This window comes from Amycolatopsis nivea, assembly GCF_004522235.1.
Lineage (GTDB): Bacteria > Actinomycetota > Actinomycetes > Mycobacteriales > Pseudonocardiaceae > Amycolatopsis > Amycolatopsis nivea.
Map to the genome: position 1 here is coordinate 204,330 of NZ_SDLT01000010.1, position 22,508 is coordinate 226,837.

Below are 22,508 nucleotides of genomic sequence, written 5' to 3' on the forward strand. Positions count from 1 at the left end.
GAAATGACGCAGAAGACCGCACTGGTCACCGGGGGCGGCAAGGGCATCGGCCGGGCCATCGCGACGCGGCTGGCGCACGACGGCGCGCTGGTCGCGGTGCACTACGGCAGCGACGAAGCGGCAGCCAAGGAGACCGTCGCGGCGATCGAGGCGAACGGCGGGCAGGCGTTCGCGGTGCAGACGACGCTGGGCGTCGACGGGGATGCGGAGACGCTGCTCGACCGGCTCTCGGCGGAACTGCGCGAACGCACCGGCGAGGTCGCGCTCGACATCCTGGTCAACAACGCGGCGACCGGAGCCGGTTCGATCACCTCGGCGACGTCCGACGAGTTCGACCGGGTGTTCGCGGTGAACGTGAAAGCACCGTTTTTCTTGGTGCAGAAGCTGTTGCCGGTGCTGCGGGACGGCGGCCGGATCGTCAACGTCTCGTCCGCGGACACGCGCATCGCGCTGCCGTTCGAGCTGGCGTACAGCATGACGAAGGGTGCGCTCGACGTGTTCACCCGCAGTCTGGCGCAGGAACTCGGCCAGCGGGGGATCACGGTGAACGGGGTGGCTCCTGGTCCGACGCCGACCGACCGCACCGCGCACATGTTCGCCGACGAGCGGATGCGGGCGGGGATGGCGGGCGCGTCCGCGCTCCGGCGGGTCGCCGACGCGACGGACATCGCGGACGTGGTGGCGTTCCTGGCCTCGGCGGACTCGCGCTGGGTCACCGGGCAGGTCGTCGACGCGACCGGCGGCACGTTCCTCGGCCCGGCTGGCGTATAACGGCCTATACGGCTCGGCTTCGGACTTGCCGAAGCCGAGCCGCCGCTTCGCGGGGATAGAAAGCCGCAGCGATCAGCGGGGCCGTCCCGGCGCGTCCGGCCGGGTCTGCCACGGATGCGGGCCGTCGAGCGGTCGGTACTCCACGCCGAGCGCGTCCAACCGCGGCAGGTGGTGGTCGCGAAGCCGGGGAAGAAACTCCGCGTAGTCGCGCGGTCCGCTGCTCCACGCGACCTCGGCGAACGCCGACAAGCGAGGGAACGCCGCGTAGTCCGTCCGCCGCACGGTGTCCAGGTGTTCGGACCACAGCTGCGCCTGGACGCCGCGCACGTGCGGTCCGGATTCGGGCTCGAAACCGTAGAAGTGTTCGAGATCCTGGAGGTAGCCGACCGGGATCGGTTCGTCCGGATGGTCACTTTGCCGGTGGTCGAGGTACACGCCGTCCTCGGGGCAGAGCACCACCTCGTGGCCGCTCTTCACCGCCAGCGAGGCGCGTTCGCGGTCCTGCCACACGCCGATCACCATCGTCGGCAGATCGCCGCCGTCGAGGACCTCGTCCCAGCCCATCGGCGTGCGGCCGCGCGCGACGAGATGGTCGGCGATCGCCCGGACGAACCGGTGGTGCGCCTCGGTGACGCCGGGCACCTCGTCCCCGCCGAGCGCGATCACCGGGGACGGGAAGATGTCCAGCACGTGGTCGAAGACGGTGCGGAAGAAGTCCAGAGTGGACTCCGACGGATCCAGCAGCGAGGTGCTGATGCCCCAGGAAGTCCAGACCTCCCAAGGGGTGTCGCTGGCCGGGCCGAGTTCCGGGTACGCGGTGATGGCGGCCCGGGCGTGCCCGGGAATGTCCACTTCGGGCACCACGGTGATCGCCCGCGCGGCGGCGTACGCGACGATCTCGCGCAGATCGTCCACAGTGTAGTAGCCGCCGTGCGGGCGTCCGTCGCGTTCCGGACCGTCGTGCCGGCCGACCATCGACGACTTCCGCCAGCCGCCGACCGACGTGAGCCGGGGGAATTCCGGCGTTTCGATCCGCCAGCCCTGGTCGTCGGTGAGGTGCAGGTTCAGCACGTTCATCTTGTGCGCGGCGAGCAGATCGACGAACCGCAGCACCTCGGCCTTCGTCCGGAAGTGCCGGGACACGTCGTAAAGACAGCCGCGCCAGGCGAAACGCGGATGATCGGTGATCGTCCCGCACGGCAGCTCAACCGGTCCATTGTGGATTGACACGGCGCGGAACGCGTCCGGGCCGGCCAGTTGGCGCAGGGTTTGCCGACCGTAGAACTCGCCCGCCGAGTCGGCCGCTTCGAGCGTGACGCCGCCCGGCGCGATGCGCAGCCGGTAGCCCTCGGCGGGCAGATCCGCGGTGCGCACCTCCACCGGAGCGGGCCACGGGCAGGTGCCGGGCGCCGCTTCCTCGGACACCGGGCGGGGGAGGAGAGTGTCGAAACCGGACATGGTCATCCCTTCACGGCCCCGGCGGTCCCGCCGATGAGTTTCCGTTGCACCAGCACGAAGAACACCAGCACGGGAATCGTCATCAGGGTGGACGAGGCCATCACGGCGCCCCAGTCGGTGTCCTCCGGTTTGAAGAACACCAGGATCGCCTGCGGCAGAGTCTGGTTTTCGGTCTTGGAGATGATGAACGTCTTGGCGAACAGGAAGTCGTTCCACGCGTGGATGAACGCGAGCACGCTCACCGCCACGAGCCCGGGCGCGACGAGCGGGAACAGGATCTGCCAGGTGAACCGCATCCGCGACGCACCGTCCAAAGTGGCCGCTTCCTCCAGTTCGGCGGGCACCGCGGCGACGAACCCGCGCAGCATCCAGATCGCGAACGGCAGGCTGAACGCCAGGTGCACCAGGACGAGCGAACCCAGTTCGTTGAGCCCGAACGCGGGCACGGTGCCGCCGACCGAGCGCATCAGGAAGAACAGCGGGATGGTCAGCGCTTCCACCGGCACCATCTGCGCCACCAGCAGCATCACCAGCAGCACCGCGCGGCCGCGGAACCGGAACCGGGTGAGCGCCACCGCGGAAAGGAACGAGAACACCAGGGACAGCAGCACCACGACGACCGCGACCACGAGGCTGTTGAGGAAATACCGGCCGAACCCGGACACCGTGAGCACGCGCTGGAAACTGTCCAGCGACGGCGAGAAGGTCCACGGTTTCGGATGCGCCGACTGGATTTCGCCCGCCGGTTTGAACGCCGAGAGCACCATCCAGTACAGCGGGAACGCGACGATCCCGGCGATCACCACGGTCACGATTTCGGCGACGAGCCGCGCGGGGCGGCGCACTTTCAGAGCCATGCGGCACTCCGGCGCTGGGACCGGACGTACAGCCCGGTGATCGACAGCAGCAGCAAGGTCATCACGACCCCGATCGCCGAGCCGAGCCCGTACTCCTGCCCGGCGAACGCCTGCTGGTAGGCGTAGACGTTGAGGATCAGGTTCCGGCCCGCGATGCCGCCTCCGTTGGTCATCACGTAGATCTGGGTGAACACCTTGAAGTCCCAGATGATCGACTGCACGGTCGCGATGGTCAGCAACGGCCGCACCGCGGGCAGGACCACCGACCGCGTCGTGCGCCAGACCGACGCGCCGTCGAGCGCGGCGGCCTCCAGCGTCTCCTTCGGCACCCCGCTGATCCCGGCGTACATGGTCACCATCACGAACGGGAACGAGCACCAGATCACCTCGGCGGCGACCAGCCCGAACGTGCCGAAGGTGCCGAACGTCCAGGAATGGTGCTCCATCCCGCTGAACCCGATGCCCGAGAGCACCTCGTTGACCAGGCCGAAATCGGTGTCGAAGAGGAACAGCCAGACGTAGGAGCCGGCGATCGCCGGGGTCGCCCACGCGCCGAGCGCCGCCAGGAACAGCAGCATGCGCGGCAGCGCGCGGACCCGGCTCGCCAGCACGGCCAGCGCCGTGCCGACGACCAGGCTGCCGATCACGCAGGCCGCGGCGAACCCGACCGTCTTGGCCAGCACCGTCCAGAACTGGACGTCGGCCAGCAGGCTGGCGTAGTTGTCGAGGCCGAGGAACACCAGCGGGGCCGCACCCGCCGCCTGCGGCTGGCCGTAGTCGTAGAGCGAGATCACGACCAGCTGGTAAATCGGGTACACCAGCAGCGCGGCGAGCAGGATGCCCGCCGGCAGCAGGTAGAGAAGAGCTGCGCGGCCGTCGCGGCGGACGGTCGCGGAACGGACTGCGGCCACGGGTCAGCCGAAGTTCTTGTTCATCGCCGCGGCGGCGTCGGCCAGCGCGGCGTTCGCGTCCTTGCCGCCGGTCGCGATCTGCTGCACGGCGGTGGGCAGGATGTTCTGGCTGTCGATCTTGGACCACGCCGGGGTGCTCGGCACGAACTTGGTGCCCGCGCTCAGGGTGTCCACGAACGCCTTCAACGTCGGGTCGCTGGCGGCGAGCTTCTTCTGCACCGACGCGAGGGTGGGCAGGTTGCCCATCGCCGCGTACATCTTCTCCTGGTACTTCACACCGGCCAGCAGTTCGGCGAACTGCACCGCGAGACCGTGGCGCTGGCTCGCGCCGAACACGCCGAGCAGGTTGCCGCCGGCGAACGCGGGCGCGACCGAACCCGGGGCGGTGCCGGGCAGCGGCATGATCGCGTACTTGCCCTTCACCGCGCCCTTTTCGACGGCCTTGCGGTTGAAGTCGCCGCCGATCACCATGCCCGCCTTGCCGCCGGCGAACGCGGTGACGCTCTGCGTGCCGGTGAGGTTGGCGCAGGCGGCCGGCGGGCAGATGTCGTCCTTGATCAGGTTCGCGTACGCGGCGACGCCTGCCTTGGCCTGCGCGGAGTCCACAGTGGACGACCACTTGCCGTTGTCCTGTTTGGCCAGGTCGCCGCCGTTGGCCCAGATGAACGGCAGCATCGCGTAGGTGTACTTGCCACCGGTCGCGATGCCGTACAGATCCGGCTTCTTCTCGCGGATCTTGCGCGCGTCTTCGGTCAGCTCCGCCAGCGTCGTCGGCGGCTTGAGGCCGAGTTCGGCGAAGACGTCGGTGCGGTAGTACAACGCGCGGATGCCGGTGTACCAGGGGATGCCGTAGATCTTGCCGTTCGCCTTGGCGGTGTCGACCACGGACGGAAGCAGGTCCTTGCCGTCCGACCAGTTCGCGATGTCCTTGGTGAGATCGGACAACGCGCCGGTCTGCGCGTAGCTGGAGACGTCGGTGTTGCCGAATTCGGCGACGTCGGGGGCGTTGGACGGGTCGTTGAACGCGCCGGAGAACTTGTCCGCGCGGCCTTCGACCGGAACCCACTGCACGTCGACCTTCACGCCGGCGTGGCTGGCCTCGAATTCGGTGATCGCTTCCTTGACCGCGGCCTCCTTCGGCGCGCGGTTCGCTTCGTCGAACAGCCAGACTCTGAGCGTGCCGTCGGTTTGGTTTCCGCCGGCGGCGGCCGGGCCGGATTGGGTGGGCGCGCACGCGGCGAGCAACGCCAGCGTGGCGACAGCGGGCAGGACAGAACGCAGCTTCATCGGTGACTCCTGTCGCGGGACCGGCCAGAGACCGGGAAAGACGGGGCTGTGCGGCGTGACAGCCCCGGTTTTTCTCAGACGAAGAAGACAGAGTTGACGTTCGGCACGGCGAGCGAGCCCGCGGACTTGCCGGGCAGGCCGGTGGCCGGGTCGCGCGGCAGCCAGGTGACGGTGCCGGAGCGCTGGTTGGAGACGTAGAACCACTTCTCGTCCGGGTCCAGCGCGAGATGCCGCGGCCAGTTGCCGCCGGACGCCGCCGAGGAGACCAGGGTGAGCCCGGCCCCGCCGTCGGCGACGGTGAAGGTGGCGATGGTGTTGGGGCCGCGCACGGTGGCGTAGACGAACTTCCCGTCGCGCGACACGGTGATTTCGCCGGGGAACAGTTCGCCGGTGCTGCCCGGCGGAACCGCGGGCACCACGGCGATCGGCTTGAACGTGCCGGTGGCGGAGTCCCAGCTGGCGACGGTGATCTCCGGCCGCAGTTCCTGGGCTACGTAAGCGAATTTGCCGTTCGGGTGGAACGCGAGATGTCGCGGTCCCGCACCGGCCGGAAGGGTGATCTGCTTGTGCAGCTTCAGCTTTCCCTTGCCGGTGTCGAACGAGTAGACGTACACCGAGTCGGTGCCGAGGTCGACCGCGAGCACCCACTTGCCGGACGGATCGGTGACGACCTGGTGCGCGTGCGGCTCTTTGCCCTGGTGCTGCTGCAGATCGGTGGCCGCGCCGAGCTTGCCGCCGGACTTGATCGGCAGCACCACGACGCTGCCGGAATCGTAGTTCGCGGCCAGCACGTACTTCTGGCTCGGGTGCACCGAAAGGTGCGTGGGCGAGCCGCCCTTCGAGGACGTCGACCCGAGCAGCTTCGGCCGGGTCGGGTCGGAGATGTCCAACGCGGACACCGTGCCGGTCTCCGCGCCCTCGTTTTCGTTGGTGACGTACAGGATCCGGCCGTCGCGAGTCCGGTCGAACCAGGAGACGTCGGTCAGCTTCGGGACGGTGCGCACCGGCGTGAGCGCGGGGCTTCCCGCCGCTCGCTGGGTGACGTCCAGTCCGTGGCCGGCCGGCGAGGAGTTGGTGTAGCTGCCGACGTACACCGTCGTGGCCGCGCGCGGCCGGGGCGCTGCCGTGGCGAGCTGTGCGCCCACCACGGCGGCGGCTCCGGCCGCGCCGACTGCTCCGACGAACGTGCGGCGGGAAATCTCGGTCATCGAATACCCCCGGAACATGTGCCGATGTGGTTCAGACCAATGCCATCGCCAATGCTGCCACACCGAAACCGCTCAAGGAAAGGACTGTTTCCAAAGCCGTCCAGGTTTTCAGGGTCTGGGTCACGGTCAGCCCGAAATACCGGGACACGATCCAGAATCCGCCGTCGTTCACGTGCGAGGCGATGATCGACCCGGCCGAGATCGCGACCACGACGAGCGCCAATTGTGCTTGCGAGTAATGGAGTTCCATCACGGTCGGCGCGACGATGCCGCTCGTGGTCACGATCGCGACCGTCGCGGAACCCTGGGCGATGCGCATGCCGCAGCTGATGATGTACGCGGCCAAAAGCACGGGAAGCCCGGCGTCGCCTAGGGAACCGGCCACCGCCTTGCCGATGCCGGTGGCGGACAGCACCGCTCCGAAGAACGAACCCGCACCCACCACGAGAAGAATCATCGCGACCGGGCGCAGCGCGTTCGCGGAAAGCTGGGCGAGGTCCGTGCCGCTCATCCCGCGGCGGCGGCCGAGCAGCCACGACGCGAGGATGGTCGCGATGGTCAGCGCGATGGCCGGCGTGCCGAGGAACGCCGCGATGCCCGCGCCGGTGGACCCCTTGGGCAGCAGGATGCTGCCGAACGTGCCCACCAGGATCAGCACCAGCGGCACCGCGATGATCCCGCCGACCAGCTTGAGCGACGGCGCGGGGCCGTCCTGCTCGCCGTCTTCGCCCGCGAGCTTCGCGAAGTCCTCGGCCAGCGGCACGTTCACGCGCTTGCCGATCCACGTCGAGTACAGGATGCCGCCGATGAACCAGGCCGGGATGCCGCAGACCGCGCCCATCAGGATCAGCCAGCCGAGATCCACGTGCAGCAGCCCGGCCGCGGCGACCGGTCCCGGGTGCGGCGGGATGAAGGCGTGCGTGATGGAAAGCCCGGCCAGCAACGGCATCGCGTACAGCACGATCGACCGGCCGCCCTGCTTCGCCGCGGCGTAGACCAGCGGCGCGAGCACGAAAATGCCGATGTCGAAGAACACCGGGATGCCGAAGATGAGGCCGGAAAGACCCATCGCGAGCGGAGCGCGTTTCTCGCCGAACGTGCGCAGCAGCGCCGCGGTGAGCACGCGCGCGCCGCCGGATTTCTCCAGGATCGAGCCGAGCAGCGTGCCCAGCCCGATGATCGCCGCGATGTGCCCGAGAATGCTGCCGAAACCCTTCTCCAGCAGCGAATCGGACGTCTTCTGCGCGGTGCCGACCAGGGTGCCCACCGGCACGCCCGCGGCCAGCGCGGTGAGCAGGCCCACCACGATCAAGGCGATGAACGGTTCGAGCTTCACCTTGATGATGAGGAAAAGCAGCACCGCGATGGACACCGCGGCCAGCGTGAGCAGACCGGCGGTGCTGGTCTGCAGCCAGTGGATCATCGTCGACTCCCGGGATGGCGAAGGGAATGCCCGGCGAGCGCGCCGGTGGGGGACCCGTCTTCGAGCGCGGCGACGCCGTTGACGAAGACAGCGGAGAGACCCGCGGCGGGCTGCCGCGGATTGTCGAACGTCGCGGTGTCGGCGACCGTGTCCGGGTCGAACAGCACCAGATCGGCTGCGTGCCCGGGGCGGACGAGGCCCCGGTCGGACAGCCCCAGCCGCCGTGCCGCGCGCCCGGTGAGGTGCGCGACGCAGTCGGCCAGTTCGAGAACGCCCAGTTCGCGGACGTAGCGGGCGAGGTAGCGCGGGAAGGTGCCCCACGCCCGGGGATGCGGCCGCGCGCCGACCAGCAGGCCGTCCGAGCCGCCGGTGTGCGTGCGGTGCCGCATGATGGCCTGCACGTTTTCCTCGTGTCCCACGTGCATGAGGCAGGACGTGCCGAGCTTTTCGTCGATCAGCGTGTCGAAGTACAGCTCCGCCGGGGTTTTCCCGTTCTTGCGGGCGGAAGCGAGGACGCTGTGCCCCACCAACGCGGCGTTCTCCTCGCGGCGCACGCCGTTGATTTCGATGGCGTCCCAGTCGATCGGCACGCCGTGCGCACCGTCCGAACCGGACTCTTCGATCTCGGCGCGGATGCGTTCGCGAGTGTCCGGATCGGACAGTCGGGCGAGCGTGGGCTCCAATCCGCCTTCGGTGGACCAGCTCGGCAGCAGCGCGGACAGGTAGGTCGCGCCGGGCAGGTACGGGTACGTGTCGAGGGTGATGTCGCAGCCGTCGTCGAGGGCGTTGTCCAGCAGCCGCAACAGATCCGGTGCTTTGCCCTTGTTGACGGAGAAGTTCATCGTCGCGTGCGCGAGGTGCAGCGGACAGCCAGAGCGGCGGGAGACGTCGACCATCTCCGCGAACGCCTCCAGCGCGCCCGCGCCGTAGCTGCGGTGGTGCGGGCTGTAGTAGCCGCCGCGCTCGCCGACCACGCGGCACAGTTCGACCAGTTCCTCGGTGGTCGCGTACATCCCGGGCGTGTAGGTCAGCCCGGACGACAGCCCGAACGCGCCTTCGGACAGCCCAGTCGCGATGAGCTCCTGCATCCGGGCCAGCTCGGCGTCCGTGGCGGGCCGGTCCTCCCAGCCCACCACCAGCATCCGCACCGTGCCCTGCGGGACCAGGTACGCGGCGTTCGTCGCGATGCCCTGGTCGAGCCGGTCGAGGTACTCGCCGACCGAACGCCAGTTCCAGTCGAAGCCCGTCGGGTCGTCGTTCCATCCGGCCAATTGCTGGCGCAGGCTCGCGAGCACTTCGTCGTTGACCGGCGCGTAGGAGAGACCGTCCTGTCCCAGTACCTCGGTGGTCACGCCCTGGCTGATCTTCGCCAGATGGTCCGGGTTGGCGAGCACCTGCAGGTCGGAATGCGAGTGCATGTCGATGAACCCGGGGGAGAGGACCAGCCCGGTCGCGTCGAGCACGCGCGGCGCGGTCAGGTCCCCCGGCGCGGCGACGTCGGCGATGCGGTCGCCGTCGATCCCGACGTCGCGGATCTCCAGCGGGGCCCCGGTTCCGTCGGCGACCCGAGCGCCGCGGATCACGAGGTCCATCAGAACCACGTCCGCACGAAATCGACCACTGTCTCGCCGTCGCTGTCCACGACCGGCAGCAGCGACCACTTGTCGAACGTCGTGCAGGGATGCGACAGCCCGAGCCGGATCCAGTCGCCGACCTCGACCGGCGACCCTGCGGGCAGTTCGAGGAACGCGTGCTGGTCGTTGAGCTTCGGCACGGTGTGCCCGGTCAGCTCGGTGACCACGCCGTCCTTGCGCAGCAGCTGCGGCTCGGGCATGCCTTCGTCGTACGGCAGGTCGCGCTTGCCCGCGGTGAGCAGCGCCAGCTCCGGCGTCGGCTTCGACGTGACCTGCGCCCACGCGTGCAATGCCGGACGGAAGCTGTCGACGCCAGCGATGCGCGGGTGCTCGCCGAGCGGCGAGATTTCGCGGTAGAAGCCGTCGTCGTGCGTCAGGTACGCGCCGCTGCGCAGGATCGGGACCACTTCGAGCCCGTCCGGCCACGGCTTGGTCAGCTCGTCCACGACGCGGTCGAAGTACGCGCTGCCGCCTGCGGTGACGTACACCGGACCGTCGGCGAGCAAACCCTTCTCCGCGAAGGCGATCGTCGCGTCGCGGAGACTGTCCACATAGGAATTGATCTTCGCCAAGGCCGCGTCGTCGGTGTGGTGCGAAAGCGCGCCTTCGTAGCCGCCGGTGCCGCGCAGTCGCAATACCGGGCTCTTCGCCGCCGCTTCGGCAACGGCGAGTGCGGTCGCGGCGTCGCGGACACCGGTGCGGCCGCCTTCGCCGCCCAGCTCCACCAGCACGTCGACGGGCCGCTCGGCGCCCGCGAGCGCTTCGGTCATGAGCTCGACGCTGCGCACCGAGTCGACCCAGCAGACGAACTCGAAATCCGGGTCCGCCGCCAGCTCGCCGGCCAGCCAGCGCAGCGCGGACGGGTCCACGAGCTGGTTCGCCAGCAGGATCCGCGGCACGCCGAACGCGCGGTAGATCCGCACGTGCCCGGCGTTCGCCGCGGTGATGCCCCACGAGCCGTGCTCCAGCTGCCGGGCGAACAGCTCCGGAGCCATCGTCGTCTTGCCGTGCGGCGCGAGCGCGATCCCGCGTTCGGCGCACCAGCGGGCCATGGTGGCGAGGTTGTGCTCCATCGCGGCCGCGTCGAGGACCACGAACGGACCGAAGAAGCCGTCGTCGAAGAGCTTCGCGCGGCGGGCCGCGGCTTCGTCGAGAGTGAGCCCGGACAGTGCCGGGGGGAGAGCGCGGAAGCGCCAGTCGATCCGTTCGCCGCGCCCGGCTCGGACGGCGGCGGTGAGAGCGGCGTTGCTGTTCATCTGGGACCTCGGTTGCGTATCTTGCAACGGACGTTGCGCAAAATGCGTTGCATAGGTGTAGCATCCGGGTCGCCACAGGTCAACGGGGAAGGGACGTCAGTGACCAGCAGTCCGACCGGGTCGCCCGAAGTGCTCTGCATCGGCGAGTCGATGGCGTTGTTCGTGCCCGCCGAGCCCGGGCCGCCGGACGAGGTGCGCACTTGGCTGCGCACCATCGGCGGCGCGGAGTCCAACGTCGCGTGCCACCTGCCCGCGCTCGGCGTGCCGAGCGGATGGGTCAGCGCGGTCGGCGACGACCCGTTCGGCCGCGCGCTCGTCCGCGAGATCGCTTCGGCGGGCGTGGACGTGCGCGGCGTCGTCTTCGACCCGGCCAGGCCGACCGGGCTGTACGTGAAGGAAAGCGGCGCGGGCGGCAGTCCGGTCCGCTACTACCGCTCGGGTTCCGCCGCGTCCGGCATGGGCCCGGAACTGGTGTCCCAGCTGGACTTCTCCGGTGTTCGCGTGCTGCACCTGTCCGGGATCACGCCCGCGCTGTCGGACAGCTGCCTCGCGCTCGTCCGCGCGCTGCTCGACCGGCCGCGGGGCGACCTGCTCGTGTCGTTCGACGTCAACCACCGCCCCGCGCTGTGGACCGGACGCGACCAGTCCGTCCTCGCCGAACTGGCCGGGAAGGCCGATCTGGTGCTGACCGGCGACGACGAGGCGGAACGTGTGTGGGGCACCGGCGATCCGGTGCGCCTGCGCGCGCTTCTGCCTGGTCCGCGCACGCTGGTGGTCAAGCACGGGGAACGCGGCGCGACGCTCGTCGAGGGCTCGGCCGAACCGCTGTTCTCGCCCGCGCTTCGGGTTGATGTCGTCGAACCGGTCGGTGCCGGCGACGCCTTCGCCGCAGGATTCCTGGCCGCGACTCTGCGCGGAGCCGACCCCCTGACGAGGCTCCGTCGCGGGCACCTGCAAGCTGCCGCGACACTGTTGACTCAAGACGACGTCGGCGTGCCGCTGGCCGAGGCCGTCGTGACGAAACTGGTGCAGGCGGACGCCGACGGCTGGGGTTCGGTCCGGCTCACCGGGGAGGGAGTGGTGGTCACGTGAGCCAAAGTCTCGACCGCGCGCTGACGCTGCTGAGCGGTCTCGCCCGCGGCGGCAAGACGCTCGACGAGCTGGCCGAGGAGATCGGCGTGCACAAGACGACCGTGCTGCGGTTGCTGCGCACGCTCGAATCGCACCATTTCGTGCGGCGCGAAGGAGCCCGGCACTACCGGCTCGGCAGCGCGCTTTTCGACCTCGCCAACCAGGCACTGGAGGACCGCGATGTCCGGCGCAGTTCGCACGAAGCGCTCGCCGCGCTGAACTCGCGCACCGGGCACACCGTGCACCTCGCGTCCTATGAGGACGGTGAGGTGGTGTACATCGACAAGTTCGAGGGACATCACGCGGTCCGGATGTACTCGCGGGTCGGCAAACGCGCGCCGTTGCACTGCACCGCGGTCGGCAAGGTTCTCGTGGCCGCGATGCCGCGGGCGAAACGCGAGGAGATCGCCCGCGCGATCGACTACGTCGTGCTCACCGCCAACACCATCACCACGCCCGAGGCGTACCTGGCCGAACTGGACCAGGTCGCTGAGCGCGGGTACGCGGTGGACAATGCCGAGCACGAGGACTTCATCCACTGCATTTCCGCGCCGGTGCGCGGCGCGGGCGGCGAGGTGCTCGCCGCGGCGTCGATGTCGGTGCCGAAGGTGCTGCTGGACTACGACGGGCTGCTGGCGCTCGTGCCCGAGCTGCTGGCCGCCGCCGAGGAAGCTTCCGTCCACAGTGGATGGACGGGGAACGGAAAGGGGCAATGATGGGCAAGACGGCGATCACCAGCGAGAACGCGCCGAAGCCGCCGGCGAACTTCTCGCAGGCCGTCCGCAAGGGGAACATCCTCCAGGTCGCCGGCGCGGTCGCGTTCGACCCGGCCACCGGGGAGATCGTCGGCGACGACGTGGTGAGCCAGACCCGGCAGGTGTTCAAGAACCTGACCGCGCTGCTCGAAGAAGCGGGCTCGAGCTTCGCGGACGCGGTGATGGTGCGCGTGTACCTCACCGACACCAGCCACTTCGCGGCGTTCAACGAGGTCTACAACGAACTGATCGGCGAAGCCCCGTACGCGGCCCGCACCACGGTGTACGTCGGGCTGCCCGCCGGGCTCCTGGTCGAGATCGACGTGCTCGCCGTCCTCGACTGATGCGGTTTCTCGTGAGCGGCAGCACCGAAGCCGCCGCTCACGAGAGCCTCAGCCGAGCACGCTCGTGTACGCGTTGATCGCGGGCTGCCCGCCGAGGTGCGCGTACAGGACGTTCGAGTCCTTCGCGATCTCGCCGCTGCGCACGAGATCGATCAGCCCGGCCATCGACTTCCCTTCGTACACCGGGTCGGTGATCATGCCTTCCAGCCGCGCGGCGGTCCGGATCGCCTCGAGCGTCTGCTCGTCCGGAATCCCGTAAACCCCCGCGTGGTACCGCTCGTCGAGTTCGGCTTCCCCGACCGGCCCGGCCTCGATCAGCTCCGCCGTGCTCTTCGCGATCCGCCCGATCTGCTCGCGCGTCTCGTCGGGCTTCGCCGACGCGTCGATCCCCAGGATCCGCCGCGGCTTCCCGCTCACCGCCGCTCCGGCGATCATCCCCGCCTGCGTGCTGCCGGTGACCGAGCACACCACGACGGTGTCGAAGAAAACGCCGAGTTCGCGTTCCTGCTCTTCGAGTTCCAGCACCCAGTTGGCGAACCCGAGCCCGCCGAGCCGGTGGTCCGACGCACCGGCCGGGATCGCGTACGGCGTGCCGCCGTTCGCCTCGACCTCCGCCAGCGCCCGTTCCCAGCTCTCCTTGAACCCGATGCCGAACCCGGCGTCGACGAGCCGGACGTCCGCGCCGAGGATCCGCGACAGCTGGATGTTGCCGACCTTGTCGTGCAGCGGATCGTCCCAGTCGACCCAGCTTTCCTGCACCAGCACGGCTTTCATGCCCGCGCGCGCCGCCGCGGCCGCGACCTGCCGCGTGTGGTTCGACTGCACGCCGCCGATCGAGACGAGCGTGTCCGCGCCCCCGGCGAGCGCGTCCGCGACGAGGTACTCGAGCTTGCGCGTCTTGTTGCCGCCGTAGGCGAGGCCGGAGTTGAGGTCCTCGCGCTTGGCCCAGACGGCCGCGCCGCCCAGGTGTTCGGTCAGCCGTTCCAGCCGGTGCACCGGCGAAGGCCCGACGAGCAACGGGAAACGGGGGAAATCAGCCAGGCTCACGCGTCCTCCAGGAGGGCTTCGAGATCGGTCCAAATCGTTGAGGTGAGCTGCGCGGCGGTTTTCTCGTCGCCGCTTTCGAGCGCGTCGATGAGCTCCTCGTGCCGGGCGACCGACCGATGCGCGGGCAGCGAACTGAACCGCGCGTATTCGAGACGGCGCAGCAATGGCGTGTACCGGTCGAGCGTCGCCGCGACCGCCCGGTTGCCGCACGCGCGCACCGGAATGTCGTGCAGTTCGTCGTCCGCTTCGATCGCCTTGCCGACGTCCCCCGCGGCCACCGCATCCCGGAATCGCTCGTTGGCCTCGCGCATTTCCGCGATCTGCTGCGCGCTGAGCCGGGCTTCGCGCACGACCAGCTCGTGCAATGCCCGCACGAGCCGAACCGCGTCGCGAACGTCACCGGCGTCGAACTCGGCGACCCTCGTGTAACTCTGCGGCTTCGACACGACCAGCCGGTCCTCGGCCAGCCGCAGCAGCGCCTGCCGGACGGGCGCGCGGGAAAGCCCGAGCTGCTCGGCGAGGTCAGCGTCGCGCAGGGGAGTGCCCGGCGGAAGGCTTCCGTCGATGATGGCGTGCCGGATCCGCTCGTACGCCTCGTCGCGCAGCAGCGACCGGGAGACTTTGGGGAGTGCACTCACATCTAACATGTTAGATGTCGGGCTGCGGGGAGGCAATGGCTCGGGACGGAGGGATGCGGCTGGCGCGGGGTGGTGGCGGCTCTGCAACGGGTTGGTGGTCGCACGGGTCGGCGTCGAGTGGGTGACCCGCGGGCCTGTCGGTCGGAGAGGTTGCCGTCGCGCGCCCTTTGTCCGCGCGGGTCGGCGTGGCGTGGCTTAGTTGTCGGCCCGGCGGCCGCACGGGTTGCCGTCGCGCGGTTCAGCCCTGGCCCCTTTGTCCGCGCGGGTCGGCGTCGCGTGGCTCATTCGTGGGCCTGGCGGCCGCGCGGGTTGGCCTCGTGCAGTTCAGCCGTGGGCCCGGCGGCCGCGCGGGTTGGCGTTGTGCAGTTCAGCCGCGGGCGTGTCGGTCGCACGGTGTCGCGCGGTTCAGCTGCGGTCAGGTGGCCGCATCGGTCGGCGTCGCGAAGCCCGGCTGCGGTCGCCGGGCGTCCGTGCACCGGAGCGCGGTCGCGGTCTAGGCAAGCTGCCGGACCGGATCTTCGCGGATCGCCAGGCCAGACTCCGGCATCCGGCACGACCGGGTCCATCGCGTCGGCCCGCAGGGCGCGTCGATCGCGAACCGGGGCAGTGTCACGCGGCCCCGATCCGGCACGCCGAGGCCTTATCGCCGTCCGCCCTCACCCGGAACGGCGAAGACCCGCCCCGGCGATGCCGCGAGGCGGGTCTTCGAAGATCTCTCGGAACGGCTTCCGGCTCAGTAAACCGGCCCGGTGTACTTCTCGCCCGGCCCCTGGCCCGGCGGGTCCGGCACGACCGACGCCTCGCGGAACGCCTTCTGCAGCGACTGCAGTCCGTCGCGAAGGGGCCCGGCGTGCAGGCCGAGGTACTCGGCGGAGGCGGTCACGAGCCCGGCGAGCGCGGTGATGAGGCGGCGCGCCTCGTCGAGGTCGCGGTGCGGCGAGTTCTCCGGGTCGGCGTCGGCGAGGCCGAGGCGTTCGGCGCCCGCGGACAGCAGCATCACCGCGGCGCGGCTGATCACCTCGACGCTGGGGATCTCCTCGAGCCCGCGGTCGTCGGGGGAATACGGGGGCGGTGGCGAAGGTTGTTCAGGCACGTCTGGTACCCTTCCATGTGCGACCAGCTCCCGAGCGATCGGGGGCGGCAAGTGGAGCCCCGCTCCCACCCGTCTCACCGCTACAGGTGTCCGGGTCCGGTCTCGCCGAAGCAGTGCGTGCCGTTCCGGCAGCGTACTGCGGAGGCGAAGCGTTCGGCCGTCCGGCCGGGCGCGATCGGAGACAGAGCGGGCCCCGTGCACCGGCAGCAGCCGGAGGCGGGGCCTGAATCATGTGGGCACCAGGTCGAAACGAGAAAACATCACTCGGACCAAGGAGGCCCCATCAGCTCCGAGACACGCATCAACGACCGCATCCGGGTGCCGGAAGTCCGGCTCGTCGGCCCTAACGGCGAGCAGGTCGGCATTGTCCGGATCGAAGATGCGCTGCGGCTTGCGCAGGAGGCGGACCTCGACCTCGTCGAGGTGGCCCCGCAGGCACGCCCGCCCGTGGCCAAGCTCATGGACTTCGGCAAGTTCAAGTACGAGAGCGCGCAGAAGGCCCGCGACTCCCGGCGCAACCAGCATCTGACCGTCATCAAGGAACAGAAGCTGCGGCCGAAGATCGACCAGCACGACTACGAGACCAAGAAGGGTCACGTGTCGCGGTTCCTGGCGGCGGGCAACAAGGTCAAGGTCACGATCATGTTCCGCGGTCGCGAGCAGTCCCGGCCGGAGCTCGGGTTCCGGCTCCTGCAGAAGCTCGCCGACGACGTCACCGAGCTCGGCTTCGTGGAATCGTCGCCGAAGCAGGACGGACGCAACATGATCATGGTGCTGGCCCCGCACAAGAACGTGAAGCCGAAGGCGGCGAAAGCCGAATCGGCCGAATCGGCTCCCGAGGCGTAGCGCCCCAGCGCCGACCAGCACAGTCAGCGGCACACCGGTGATCCGGTGTGCCGCCGCACGAAAGAGGACTACAAGCATGCCGAAGATGAAGACGCACAAGGGCACGTCGAAGCGGATCCGCGTGACCGGTTCGGGCAAGCTGCGTCGCCAGAAGGCCGGCCGTCGCCACCTGATGGAGAAGAAGTCCAACCGCCTCACCCGCCGTCTCGAGGGCACCACCGAGGTCGCCCAGAACGACGTCGGCCGCGTGAAGCGCCTGCTCGGCCGCTGAGGCCCGCACCCTTTCCCGACCACCCCGGGGTCCTCGCACCCCCCGAATTCGACAGGATGGACCAGTGGCACGCGTCAAGCGGGCGGTCAACGCCCAGAAGAAGCGTCGCGCGACTCTCGAACTGGCCAGCGGTTACCGCGGCCAGCGTTCGCGGCTGTACCGCAAGGCCAAGGAGCAGACGCTCCACTCGCTCAACTACGCCTACCGCGACCGCCGCGCGCGCAAGGGTGACTTCCGCCAGCTGTGGATCACCCGCATCAACGCGGCCGCTCGCGCCAACGGCGTCACCTACAACCGGTTCATCCAGGGCCTGAAGGCCGCCGGTGTCGAGGTGGACCGCAAGATCCTCGCGGACCTCGCGGTCAACGACGCCGCCGCCTTCACCGCGCTCGCCGAGCTCGCCAAGGCGAACGTCACGACCGGCGAAGCGAAGTCGGCCTGACCGGCAGCATTTTCCGGCCCGGGGCGGATCCGTTCACCGAACGGACCCCCCGGGTCGTTGCTGCGCGCAAACTGACCCGGCGCGCGGAACGAGAGAAAACCGGCCGCTTCCTGGCCGAAGGGGTCAACGCGGTCACGTCGGCCCTGTCCCACGGGACGGTCCACGAACTCTTCGTGACCGAACGCGCCGCCGCCGCCCACCCTTCGTTGGTGGCGGCCGCGCCTCGCGTGTCGCCGATCACCGACCGCGCCGCCGCGAGCCTGTCGGAAACCGTGACCCCGCAAGGAATCATCGCGGTCTGCTCGCTGGTCGACCGTCCACTGGAGACAGTCCTCGCCTCGGCCCGCCTCGTGGTAGTCCTGGTCGACGTCGCCGAACCCGGCAACGCAGGCACCGTGATCCGAGTAGCCGACGCCGCCGGCGCCGACGCGGTGGTCCTCGCCGGCGACACCGTCGACCCGCACAACGGCAAAAGCGTCCGCGCCGCGGCCGGTTCGACGTTCCACGTCCCGCTGGCCCGCGCCCGCGACATCCCGTCAGTCCTCACCGCCCTCCGCGCGGCCGGCCTCCGCACGCTAGCCGCGCACGGTTACGCCTCGACCTCGCTCGAGACTGTCCACTTCGGAGACCCGGTGGCGTGGATCTTCGGCAACGAGGCACACGGCCTGCCCGAGGACGTCCTCTCGTCAGTCGACGAAGCAGTCCGGATCCCGTTGTACGGCAAGGCGGAAAGCCTCAACCTGGCTACCGCCGCCGCGGTCTGCGTCTATACCGCAGCGATGGCCGCTCGCCGCTGACCTCCGGCAGTTCTCCTGCATCGGTGATGCCCACGGTGCGGGCAAATCGACGATCACCCGCTGGCTGGCCGCGCGTTATGGCTGGCATCACTACGCATCCGACGACACCATGCGCGCCCACGCGCCCGCACCACCCCCGGCGCTGCCCCCTGCCGCCGCCGTCATCAGCACCGCCGCGACGTCGTCGCCGTCACCGCCGCCACTGCCATCGCCACCAGTGCCATCGCCACCACCACGACTGCCACCGTCATCGCCCACCGCCCCAGTCCCCGCCACCGTCACCGTCATCGCCCACTGCCACCGCCACCGCCCATCGCCGCCATCGCCACCCGCGCTGCCGCCGTGGCACGAGCCGCGCCGCGCTTTCGGTCTGGCAGTCCCGCGCTCCGCATTGGCGGTGCCGATCACTCCCGAAACCCCGCCCGGCAGAGCCGCTCCGCAGCCACCCGCGAGGGCGGCCGGGGAGAGCCGGTCGGGAGGCGGTTCTCACCTGATCCGCTGACCACCGTTCGGGTCCCCGGCGACGGTCAGTCGTGATCACGGGGCGGATCCGGCGCAGCCGCTCCGGAAGCGGAGGGTGAGCGGCCGGGCCCGGCGCCCGATCCCCTAGACTGAGCTGCCCGATGTGCACGTGCGGCGGCATGCCCGCGTGCCGCCGACAACACCAGTCCCAGCGGACGCCGAGGAGTCATGTCCGGAGCCACAGAACAGCCGGTCGACGTGCTCGCACCGGAGACCCTGCGCGCGGCGATCAAGGCGGCCGAGGACGCCTTCGCCGGCGCGGCCGACCTGGACGCGCTCGCCGCCGTCAAACCGGCCCATCTCGGGGACCAGTCGCCCGTGCTCCTCGCGCGCCGGGGAATCGCCGCGCTGCCGAAGCAGGAGAAGGCCGACGCCGGCAAGCGCGTCAACGAGGCCCGGCAGGCGGTGCAGTCCGCGTTCGACGCGCGCCGCGCGGCTTTGCAGGCCGAGCGCGACGAGCGCGTGCTTCGCGAGGAGGCCGTCGACGTCACGCTGCCGTGGGACCAGGTCCCGCGCGGAGCCCGGCACCCGATCAGCACGCTGTCCGAGCGCATCGCCGACGTCTTCGTCGCCATGGGCTACGAGGTCGCCGAAGGACCCGAGCTCGAGGCGGAGTGGTTCAACTTCGACGCGCTCAACTTCGGCAAGGACCACCCGGCGCGCCAGCTGCAGGACACGTTCTACGTCGGCGAGGAAGGCTCCGGCCTGGTGCTGCGCACGCACACCTCGCCGGTGCAGGCCCGCAGCCTGCTGCACCGCGACCTGCCGGTGTACGTCGTGTGCCCGGGCCGCACCTACCGCACCGACGAACTCGACTCCACGCACACGCCGGTGTTCACCCAGGTCGAAGGCCTCGCCGTCGACAAGGGCCTGACCATGGCGCACCTCAAGGGCACGCTCGACGCGTTCGCCCGCGCGATGTTCGGCGAGAGCTCCACGACGCGGCTGCGCCCGCACTTCTTCCCGTTCACCGAGCCGTCGGCGGAGGTCGACGTCTGGTTCGAGGAGAAGAAGGGCGGCCCCGGCTGGGTCGAATGGGGCGGCTGCGGCATGGTCAACCCGAACGTCCTGCGCGCGTGCGGCGTCGACCCCGAGGTCTACTCCGGCTTCGCGTTCGGCATGGGCATCGAGCGGACCCTGCAGTTCCGCAACGGCATCCCGGACATGCGCGACATGGTCGAAGGCGACGTCCGGTTCACCCTTCCCTTCGGAACGGAGGCGTAGTGCGAGTCCCGGTGAGCTGGCTGACCGAGCATCTCGAGGTGGATGCCGACGTCACGCCGCAAGACCTGGCCGACGCCTTCGTGCGGATCGGGATCGAGGTCGACGAGCTCAGCAAGCTCGGCCCGGTGACCGGCCCGCTCGTGGTCGGCCGCGTCGCGGAGATCGAGGAGCTGACCGGCTTCAAGAAGCCGGTGCGGTTCTGCCGCGTCGAGGTCGGCGAGGAACCCGACCCGGAGCCCGACGACGCCGAACTGTCCGAAGAGGACGACGACGAGGACGACGGCCCGCTCGAGAACGAGGGCCCGCACGGCATCAAGACGCGCGGCATCGTCTGCGGCGCGAGCAACTTCGCCGAGGGCGACCTCGTCGTGGTCGCGCTGCCGGGCGTGGTCCTGCCGGGCGATTTCGAGATCGCCGCGCGCAAGACGTACGGCAAGGTCAGCGACGGCATGATCTGCTCGGCGGCCGAACTCGGCCTCGGCGACGACCACAGCGGCATCCTCGTGCTCCCGCCGGGCACGGCGAGCCCCGGCGACGACGCGAAGGACCTGCTCGGCCTCGACGACACCGTCATCGAGGTCACGCCGACCCCGGACCGCGGCTACGCGCTGTCGATCCGCGGCCTGGCGCGCGAACTGTCGAACGCGCTCGACGTGCCCTTCGGCGACCCGGCGATGCTCGACAACTTCCCGGAAGCCGAGGGCGAAGCGTGGCCGGTCCGGGTCGAGGACCCCGAGGGCTGCCCGCGGTTCGTGCTGCGCCGCGTCACCGGTCTCGACGCGACCGCGCCGACGCCGTGGCGGATCCGCCGCAGGCTGATGCTGGCCGGCATCCGGTCCATCTCCCTCGCGGTCGACGTCACGAACTACGTGATGCTCGAACTCGGCCACCCGCTGCACGCGTTCGCGACCGGCTCCATCCAGGGCGACCTGGTGGTCCGCCGCGCGAAGGCGGGGGAGAAGCTCACCACCCTCGACGACGTCGAGCGCACCCTCGACGCGGACGACATCGTGATCGCCGACGACAGCGGCGTCATCTCCCTCGCCGGCACGATGGGCGGCGCCAGCACGGAGATCACGCCGGAGAGCACGGACGTGCTGCTCGAGGCGGCGCACTGGAACCCGGCGTCGATCAGCCGCACCGCGCGCCGGCACAAGCTGTTCTCCGAGGCGGCGAAGCGCTTCGAGCGCTACACCGACCCGGCGCTGTGCGCGGCCGCGGTGGAACTCGCCGCGCGGCTGCTGCGCCAGTACGGCGACGGCGCGATCCGCCCGGGCCGCACCGACGTCGGCGGCGTCGCCCCGCACGCCCCGGTGACCATGCCGATCAACCTGCCCGACCAGGTCGCCGGCGTCCGTTACGAACGCGGCGTCACGGTCCGGCGGCTCGGCCAGATCGGCTGCAAGGTCCAGCTCAGCACGAGCGACCAGGGCGTCGGCCTGGTCACCGCGACCCCGCCGAGCTGGCGCGGCGACCTCGTGCAGCCCGCCGACCTCGTCGAGGAGGTCCTGCGGCTCGAGGGCTACGACAGCATCCCGTCGGTCCTGCCCGCCGCGCCCGCGGGCCGCGGCCTCACCGACGCCCAGCGCCGCCGCCGCGCGGTGTCCGGCGCGCTCGCCGAGGCGGGCTACGTCGAGGTGCGCCCGTTCCCGTTCATCGGCGACGCGGTGTGGGACGCCTTCGGCCTGCCCGAGGACGACATCCGCCGCACGACGGTGCGCGTGCAGAACCCGCTCGAAGCCGACCACGACCGGATGGCGACCACCCTCCTGCCGGGCCTGCTGGAGACGTTGCAACGCAACGTTTCCCGCGGCCTGAAGGACGTGTCGCTGTTCCACGTCGGCCAGGTCGTGCTGCCGAAGCCGAACCAGCTCAAGGTCCCGGACCTCGGCGTCGAGCACCGCCCGAGCGACGAGGACCTCGCCGTGCTGGAGGCCGCCGTGCCCGCGCAGCCGGTGCACGTCGCCGTCGTCCTCAGCGGCCAGCGCCCGCGCGCCGGCTGGTGGGGCAAGGGCGACCAGGCAGGCTGGGCCGACGCCGTGCAGGCCGCGCGCCTCGTGGCCGAGGCCGCCGGCGTGAAGCTCACCGTGCAGGCCGCCGACCTGCTGCCGTGGCACCCGGGCCGGTGCGCCCAGCTGCGCGTCGGCGACTGGCCGGTCGGCCACGCGGGCGAACTGCACCCGAAGGTCGTCGAGGCCCTCGGCCTCCCGCCGCGCACGGTCGCCATGGAACTCGACCTGGACGCGATCCCGCTGCCCGACTCCCGTCCGGCGCCCAGCATCTCGGCCTACCCGCCGGTGCTGCTGGACGTCGCACTGGTCGCCGGCACGGACGTCCCGTCCGCCGACCTCGCCGACGTGCTCCGCGAAGGTGCGGGCGAACTGCTCGAGGAGATCACCCTCTTCGACGTCTACGCCGGCGAGCAGCTCGGCGAAGGCAAGCGTTCCCTGGCGTACAAGCTCCGCTTCCGCGCCGCGGACCGCACGTTGACCGTCGACGAGGCCACCAAGGCTCGCGACGCCGCGGTCGCCGCCGCCGGCGAGCGCTTCGGAGCGACGCTCCGCGCCTGATCCGACGCTGTCCCCGTCCCGCG

General features: G+C 70.3%; 22 protein-coding genes. 10 read left to right on the top strand and 12 right to left on the bottom strand.

Annotated features, from left to right (window positions below):
- Positions 1–3 precede the first annotated feature (3 nt).
- Complete coding sequence (locus tag EIZ44_RS14930; RefSeq protein WP_134729159.1) at positions 4–771, top strand: SDR family NAD(P)-dependent oxidoreductase; 768 nt, start codon at positions 4–6, stop codon at positions 769–771.
- Between the two features lie 72 nt (positions 772–843).
- Here the strand turns inward: EIZ44_RS14930 and EIZ44_RS14935 are convergent, their stop codons facing one another.
- The 8 genes from EIZ44_RS14935 to EIZ44_RS14970 all read right to left on the bottom strand — a co-directional run bounded on the left by EIZ44_RS14935 (position 844) and on the right by EIZ44_RS14970 (position 10,805).
- The gene (locus EIZ44_RS14935; protein WP_134729161.1) at positions 844–2,229 is read right to left on the bottom strand and encodes a beta-N-acetylhexosaminidase; all 1,386 of its coding nucleotides are present in this window, start codon (positions 2,227–2,229) and stop codon (positions 844–846) included.
- Between the two features lie 2 nt (positions 2,230–2,231).
- A complete protein-coding gene (locus tag EIZ44_RS14940; protein ID WP_037818151.1) occupies positions 2,232–3,086 on the bottom strand; it encodes a carbohydrate ABC transporter permease in 855 nt (284 codons plus the stop codon).
- The gene (locus EIZ44_RS14945) at positions 3,077–3,997 is read right to left on the bottom strand and encodes a carbohydrate ABC transporter permease (protein WP_037818152.1); all 921 of its coding nucleotides are present in this window, start codon (positions 3,995–3,997) and stop codon (positions 3,077–3,079) included. The genes EIZ44_RS14940 and EIZ44_RS14945 overlap by 10 nt, the downstream gene beginning before the upstream one ends.
- Positions 3,998–4,000: 3 nt before the next feature.
- On the bottom strand, positions 4,001–5,284 hold the full coding sequence (locus tag EIZ44_RS14950; protein ID WP_134729163.1) for an extracellular solute-binding protein: 1,284 nt from the start codon (positions 5,282–5,284) through the stop codon (positions 4,001–4,003).
- Positions 5,285–5,358: 74 nt separating this feature from the next.
- A complete protein-coding gene (locus EIZ44_RS14955; protein WP_037818238.1) occupies positions 5,359–6,492 on the bottom strand; it encodes a lactonase family protein in 1,134 nt (377 codons plus the stop codon).
- 31 nt (positions 6,493–6,523) lie between these two features.
- The gene (locus tag EIZ44_RS14960) at positions 6,524–7,915 is read right to left on the bottom strand and encodes a GntP family permease (RefSeq protein ID WP_037818154.1); all 1,392 of its coding nucleotides are present in this window, start codon (positions 7,913–7,915) and stop codon (positions 6,524–6,526) included.
- Positions 7,912–9,507 carry an N-acyl-D-amino-acid deacylase family protein gene (locus EIZ44_RS14965; protein WP_134729165.1) on the bottom strand — a complete coding sequence of 532 codons (1,596 nt, stop codon included), beginning with the start codon at positions 9,505–9,507 and terminating at the stop codon, positions 7,912–7,914. Before EIZ44_RS14965 ends, EIZ44_RS14960 begins: the two co-directional genes overlap by 4 nt.
- Positions 9,507–10,805 (bottom strand): amino acid deaminase, encoded by a 1,299-nt coding sequence (locus tag EIZ44_RS14970; protein WP_134729167.1) that lies wholly within the window; start codon positions 10,803–10,805, stop codon positions 9,507–9,509. The genes EIZ44_RS14965 and EIZ44_RS14970 overlap by 1 nt, the downstream gene beginning before the upstream one ends.
- 150 nt (positions 10,806–10,955) lie before the next feature.
- Between EIZ44_RS14970 and EIZ44_RS14975 the strand changes: the two genes are divergently transcribed.
- Genes EIZ44_RS14975 through EIZ44_RS14985 form a run of 3 tightly spaced genes read left to right on the top strand, consistent with a single transcriptional unit; the run spans position 10,956 to position 13,035 of the window.
- Positions 10,956–11,897, top strand: a complete 942-nt coding sequence (locus tag EIZ44_RS14975; RefSeq protein WP_238608317.1) for a sugar kinase — start codon at positions 10,956–10,958, stop codon at positions 11,895–11,897.
- Complete coding sequence (locus tag EIZ44_RS14980; RefSeq protein ID WP_037818158.1) at positions 11,894–12,652, top strand: IclR family transcriptional regulator; 759 nt, start codon at positions 11,894–11,896, stop codon at positions 12,650–12,652. Before EIZ44_RS14975 ends, EIZ44_RS14980 begins: the two co-directional genes overlap by 4 nt.
- Positions 12,652–13,035: a RidA family protein gene (locus EIZ44_RS14985; RefSeq protein WP_043828490.1), complete on the top strand. Its 384-nt coding sequence runs from the start codon at positions 12,652–12,654 to the stop codon at positions 13,033–13,035. The genes EIZ44_RS14980 and EIZ44_RS14985 overlap by 1 nt, the downstream gene beginning before the upstream one ends.
- Positions 13,036–13,083: 48 nt before the next feature.
- On the opposite strand, the gene EIZ44_RS14990 is transcribed toward EIZ44_RS14985, so the two are convergent.
- The 3 genes from EIZ44_RS14990 to EIZ44_RS15000 form a co-directional block, all read right to left on the bottom strand.
- The gene (locus EIZ44_RS14990; RefSeq protein ID WP_134667966.1) at positions 13,084–14,082 is read right to left on the bottom strand and encodes a 1-aminocyclopropane-1-carboxylate deaminase; all 999 of its coding nucleotides are present in this window, start codon (positions 14,080–14,082) and stop codon (positions 13,084–13,086) included.
- Complete coding sequence (locus EIZ44_RS14995; protein ID WP_369127026.1) at positions 14,079–14,720, bottom strand: GntR family transcriptional regulator; 642 nt, start codon at positions 14,718–14,720, stop codon at positions 14,079–14,081. Before EIZ44_RS14995 ends, EIZ44_RS14990 begins: the two co-directional genes overlap by 4 nt.
- 733 nt (positions 14,721–15,453) lie before the next feature.
- On the bottom strand, positions 15,454–15,813 hold the full coding sequence (locus EIZ44_RS15000; RefSeq protein WP_037818165.1) for a DUF1844 domain-containing protein: 360 nt from the start codon (positions 15,811–15,813) through the stop codon (positions 15,454–15,456).
- A gap of 282 nt (positions 15,814–16,095) precedes the next feature.
- Between EIZ44_RS15000 and infC the strand changes: the two genes are divergently transcribed.
- The 4 genes from infC (at position 16,096) to EIZ44_RS15020 (ending at position 18,169) form a co-directional block, all read left to right on the top strand.
- On the top strand, positions 16,096–16,659 hold the full coding sequence (infC, locus tag EIZ44_RS15005; protein ID WP_200864208.1) for a translation initiation factor IF-3: 564 nt from the start codon (positions 16,096–16,098) through the stop codon (positions 16,657–16,659).
- A gap of 76 nt (positions 16,660–16,735) precedes the next feature.
- Complete coding sequence (gene rpmI, locus EIZ44_RS15010; RefSeq protein WP_037818166.1) at positions 16,736–16,930, top strand: 50S ribosomal protein L35; 195 nt, start codon at positions 16,736–16,738, stop codon at positions 16,928–16,930.
- A gap of 64 nt (positions 16,931–16,994) precedes the next feature.
- Positions 16,995–17,372 carry a 50S ribosomal protein L20 gene (gene rplT / locus EIZ44_RS15015; RefSeq protein ID WP_009079612.1) on the top strand — a complete coding sequence of 126 codons (378 nt, stop codon included), beginning with the start codon at positions 16,995–16,997 and terminating at the stop codon, positions 17,370–17,372.
- An 8-nt stretch (positions 17,373–17,380) separates the two neighbouring features.
- Positions 17,381–18,169 (top strand): TrmH family RNA methyltransferase, encoded by a 789-nt coding sequence (locus EIZ44_RS15020; RefSeq protein ID WP_439098598.1) that lies wholly within the window; start codon positions 17,381–17,383, stop codon positions 18,167–18,169.
- Positions 18,170–18,259: 90 nt separating this feature from the next.
- Here the strand turns inward: EIZ44_RS15020 and EIZ44_RS15025 are convergent, their stop codons facing one another.
- Complete coding sequence (locus EIZ44_RS15025) at positions 18,260–18,577, bottom strand: hypothetical protein (RefSeq protein WP_134729171.1); 318 nt, start codon at positions 18,575–18,577, stop codon at positions 18,260–18,262.
- Between the two features lie 282 nt (positions 18,578–18,859).
- Here EIZ44_RS15025 and pheS point away from each other — a divergent pair, with 282 nt between their 5' ends.
- Both pheS and pheT read left to right on the top strand, forming a co-directional pair.
- Positions 18,860–19,915, top strand: coding sequence for a phenylalanine--tRNA ligase subunit alpha (gene pheS, locus EIZ44_RS15030; RefSeq protein WP_037818167.1), 1,056 nt, complete (start codon positions 18,860–18,862; stop codon positions 19,913–19,915).
- The gene (gene pheT / locus EIZ44_RS15035) at positions 19,915–22,485 is read left to right on the top strand and encodes a phenylalanine--tRNA ligase subunit beta (protein WP_134729173.1); all 2,571 of its coding nucleotides are present in this window, start codon (positions 19,915–19,917) and stop codon (positions 22,483–22,485) included. Before pheS ends, pheT begins: the two co-directional genes overlap by 1 nt.
- Positions 22,486–22,508: the final 23 nt, after the last annotated feature.

What these genes read in the sequence shown, in the direction of transcription:
- EIZ44_RS14930 (WP_134729159.1), top strand. Translation starts at nt 4, where the DNA reads ATGACGCAGAAGACCGCACTGGTCACCGGGGGCGGCAAGGGCATCGGC.
- EIZ44_RS14935 (WP_134729161.1), bottom strand. Translation starts at nt 2,229, where the DNA reads ATGTCCGGTTTCGACACTCTCCTCCCCCGCCCGGTGTCCGAGGAAGCG.
- EIZ44_RS14940 (WP_037818151.1), bottom strand. Translation starts at nt 3,086, where the DNA reads ATGGCTCTGAAAGTGCGCCGCCCCGCGCGGCTCGTCGCCGAAATCGTG.
- EIZ44_RS14950 (WP_134729163.1), bottom strand. Translation starts at nt 5,284, where the DNA reads ATGAAGCTGCGTTCTGTCCTGCCCGCTGTCGCCACGCTGGCGTTGCTC.
- EIZ44_RS14955 (WP_037818238.1), bottom strand. Translation starts at nt 6,492, where the DNA reads ATGACCGAGATTTCCCGCCGCACGTTCGTCGGAGCAGTCGGCGCGGCC.
- EIZ44_RS14960 (WP_037818154.1), bottom strand. Translation starts at nt 7,915, where the DNA reads ATGATCCACTGGCTGCAGACCAGCACCGCCGGTCTGCTCACGCTGGCC.
- EIZ44_RS14965 (WP_134729165.1), bottom strand. Translation starts at nt 9,507, where the DNA reads ATGGACCTCGTGATCCGCGGCGCTCGGGTCGCCGACGGAACCGGGGCC.
- EIZ44_RS14970 (WP_134729167.1), bottom strand. Translation starts at nt 10,805, where the DNA reads ATGAACAGCAACGCCGCTCTCACCGCCGCCGTCCGAGCCGGGCGCGGC.
- EIZ44_RS14975 (WP_238608317.1), top strand. Translation starts at nt 10,956, where the DNA reads ATGGCGTTGTTCGTGCCCGCCGAGCCCGGGCCGCCGGACGAGGTGCGC.
- EIZ44_RS14985 (WP_043828490.1), top strand. Translation starts at nt 12,652, where the DNA reads ATGGGCAAGACGGCGATCACCAGCGAGAACGCGCCGAAGCCGCCGGCG.
- rpmI (WP_037818166.1), top strand. Translation starts at nt 16,736, where the DNA reads ATGCCGAAGATGAAGACGCACAAGGGCACGTCGAAGCGGATCCGCGTG.
- pheS (WP_037818167.1), top strand. Translation starts at nt 18,860, where the DNA reads ATGTCCGGAGCCACAGAACAGCCGGTCGACGTGCTCGCACCGGAGACC.